Raw genomic sequence first — 2,978 nt, 5'->3', positions numbered from 1 at the left:
GCTTGAGGGGCTGTACACCAGAGAGCCTGTGCTAAAAGACGGCGAGCTGAGTGGCGCGACGGCCCAACAGAATCTCTGGATAAAGAGGTATTAGCAACGGTTGATGCACCATTTAAACCTGATGGTGGTTTGAGCGTGCTTGACGGAAACTTTAGGCCGCGGCGTAATCAAAACATCTGCGCTTCGTACTCCGCATTGCACTATTAAAGCGCCAGCGGTTGTGTTTGAAGATCAGTTTGAACTGGATGACGCGTTTAAATCTGGCAAGCTAGATAAAGACTGTATCGTGGTTGTTCGCTTCCAAGGGCCATCGGCCATTGGTATGCCAGAGCTTCACCGCCTAACGCCGCCGCTTGGTGTAATTCAAGACCGTGGCTTTAAAGTAGCCCTTGTTACTGACGGTCGTATGTCGGGTGCATCAGGTAAAGTACCTGCTGCTATCCACGTGACTCCAGAAGCGTATAAAGGTGGACTACTTGCTAAGGTGCAAGAAGGCGACATCATTGAGCTTAATACCGAAACAGGTGCATTAACATTACACGTTGATGATGAAACATTAGCTGCACGTGAAGCTGCGCCAGCGAGCTTGGCGAAGCATCATGTGGGTATGGGACGCGAAATGTTTGCGGGTATGCGTGCCATCCTTACTGGTGCAGAAGAAGGAGCGTGTTCACTGTTTTACACGCAGGAGCAAGCGTAATCAGCCAAAAGTTTGTGGCTGATGTCGGCGGTACCAATATTCGCGTTGCGAGAGTAACCCAGTCAGGGCGTCACTGACATTAAAAAATACATGTGTAATGACTTTGCTAGCATCGATTTAGCTATTTCACAGTATTTTGAAGACACGCCAGAGCACAACTTTACCCAAGGTTGTATTGCAATTGCCTGCCCAGTGCTAGGTGACCAAGTTGTAATGACTAACCACAGCTGGGCTTTTTCTCAAAACGCTTTGCGTTCGCAGCTTAGAGCTAGACGCGCTGTTTGTCATTAACGACTTCACTGCAGTGGCACATTCATTACCTGTGCTAAGCGAAGACCAAGTTGTTCAAATTGGTGAGGGCACACCAAAAGAGAACGGCAATATTGCTGTTTTTGGCCCAGGTACTGGCCTTGGCGTTGAGCATATCACTATGACTTCGACAGGTTGGCAAACATTAGACGGTGAGGGGGGTCATGTTGACTTCGCTCCTGTTGATGAAACCGATGTTGTGGTTTGGCGTCATTTGCAATCAACATTGGGGCGTGCTTCTGCTGAAGAAGTGATGTCCGGACGTGGCTTGCACAATATCTACACTGCGTTAGCTAACGATGCGTCTGCCCCTGTAGCCTTTACTGAGCCAGCGCAAATTACAGAAGCGGCGTTAAACGGAACTTGTTGAGTTAGCTGAAGCAACACTGACTCAGTTTTGTCGAATCATGGGAAGCTTCGCGGGTAATATAGCGCTGAATATGGCGACTACTGGCGGTATCTTTATTGGTGGAGGTATTGCAAATCGTTTCCCTGAGTTTATTCAAAACAGCGACTTCAGAGCGCGTTTTGAAGCGAAAGGGCAAATGAAGCATTACGTTAAAGACATTCCCACCTATCTTATTGCAGAACCTGATCACGGTTTATTGGGTGCGGCTGCATATCTGAATCAAAATACAGCGAGCTAAATTATGACATCAAAATGGAAAACCTCTCCAGAGGAAATTTTTGCGGCGGGCCCAGTTGTACCTGTATTGGTTATCAACGACGTAGAAAAAGCGGTACCTCTGGCAAAAGCGCTAATGGAAGGTGGAATTAAAGTATCTAGAAGTTACTTTACGTACACCTGCAGCAATTGACGTAATTAAGCGAATTGCAGAAGAAGTACCTGATTCTTTGATTGGTGCGGGTACGGTAACCAACGCACAACAGCTAAAAGCAGTTGTTGAAGCCGGCGCTAAGTTTGCTATTAGCCCAGGCATGACCGCTGACTTGCTTAAAGCGGGTATGGATGCTGATATTCCACTTATTCCAGGTATTTCTTCAACGTCTGATCCTAATGAGAAGAGGTAAGAGATGCGGGCTACACCCACATGAAATTCTTCCCTGCGGAAGCGTCAGGTGGCGCTAAAGCTATCAAGTCTATTCAGCGGTCCTTTCCCCTTGATGTAACCTTCTGTCCAACAGGCGGAATTCGCCCGAATAACTACAACGACTACTTCAGCGCTTTAACAACGTTAAGTCCGTAGGTGGTTCGTGGTTAGCACCAGATGACGCGATTGAGTCGAGGTGATCCGGCGCGCATCACCCAGTTGGCTAAAGAAGCCGTTGCAGGTGCTAAGCAGTAAAAGTCGCTAAGCTCTACGTTTTAAAAAACCTGCCAATTGGCAGGTTTTTTTATAAGATACTTTCGCTACTCGATATTGCTAGCAGAGCCCGACTCATCGCGAAAGACCATCGATATCAGCCACACGTTTACTTGGGAGCAATAGTCTCTCTAAGAGTGTGACTTTCACCAGGTGCTAATGTTCTGCCTTGTGTTAACGACGTCTCCACGCATAGCATGTGCTTATAGCCAAATGGGTCCATATCTGAAATGGACGCAGCACCTTGCCACGGGTTCCACACAACCCAGTGAATCATTGCCCTGTGAGACAACTTCCGTAAATGAATTGCCGCCTACTTCAATATCAACGTTTTTAATGGGCGCAAGATGGGATTCGGACGGTTTCTCCGGTAATGGTGTAAGGCGTTCGCGTAGGCTTTATCGCCCGATCGTCAAGCTTGTCTTTATATTCGCCCTTAATTCCTTTTATAACTGCTTGCTGAATATCATCGACATTGAAAATAAGAGTGCCAAGCGCCAGTTTAAAGTCGAATGTCTTACCACCCCTGTGTTTTTCGAGTGACCAGAGATACCTCCCATAGTTTCACCGATAGCGACAACCATGGCGACAGTGCAGTCATTTTCAAATCCCTCAGCCCGAGTAAAGCTTGGTGAAAGGGTTAA

The 2,978-nt window shown here is 47.3% G+C and carries 4 pseudogenes; 3 read left to right on the top strand and 1 reads right to left on the bottom strand.

Annotation, left to right across the window (positions count from 1 at the left end):
* The 3 pseudogenes from ACXAC4_RS19590 to ACXAC4_RS19580 all read left to right on the top strand — a co-directional run.
* Positions 1-700 (top strand): annotated as a pseudogene (locus ACXAC4_RS19590) (phosphogluconate dehydratase); the annotation flags it as partial.
* A pseudogene (locus ACXAC4_RS19585) lies at positions 700-1,656 on the top strand (glucokinase). The pseudogenes ACXAC4_RS19590 and ACXAC4_RS19585, both read left to right, overlap by 1 nt.
* Before the next feature lie 3 nt (positions 1,657-1,659).
* Positions 1,660-2,316: pseudogene (locus tag ACXAC4_RS19580) on the top strand (bifunctional 4-hydroxy-2-oxoglutarate aldolase/2-dehydro-3-deoxy-phosphogluconate aldolase).
* Between the two features lie 464 nt (positions 2,317-2,780).
* Here ACXAC4_RS19580 and ACXAC4_RS19575 read toward each other — a convergent pair.
* Positions 2,781-2,978, bottom strand: a pseudogene (locus tag ACXAC4_RS19575) (D-hexose-6-phosphate mutarotase); the annotation flags it as partial.

The sequence above is a fragment of the Pseudoalteromonas sp. AWM4_233 genome (assembly GCF_056158285.1).
Note: the sequence above shows the minus strand (reverse complement) of the source record. Positions and strands in the feature narration are given on the sequence as shown.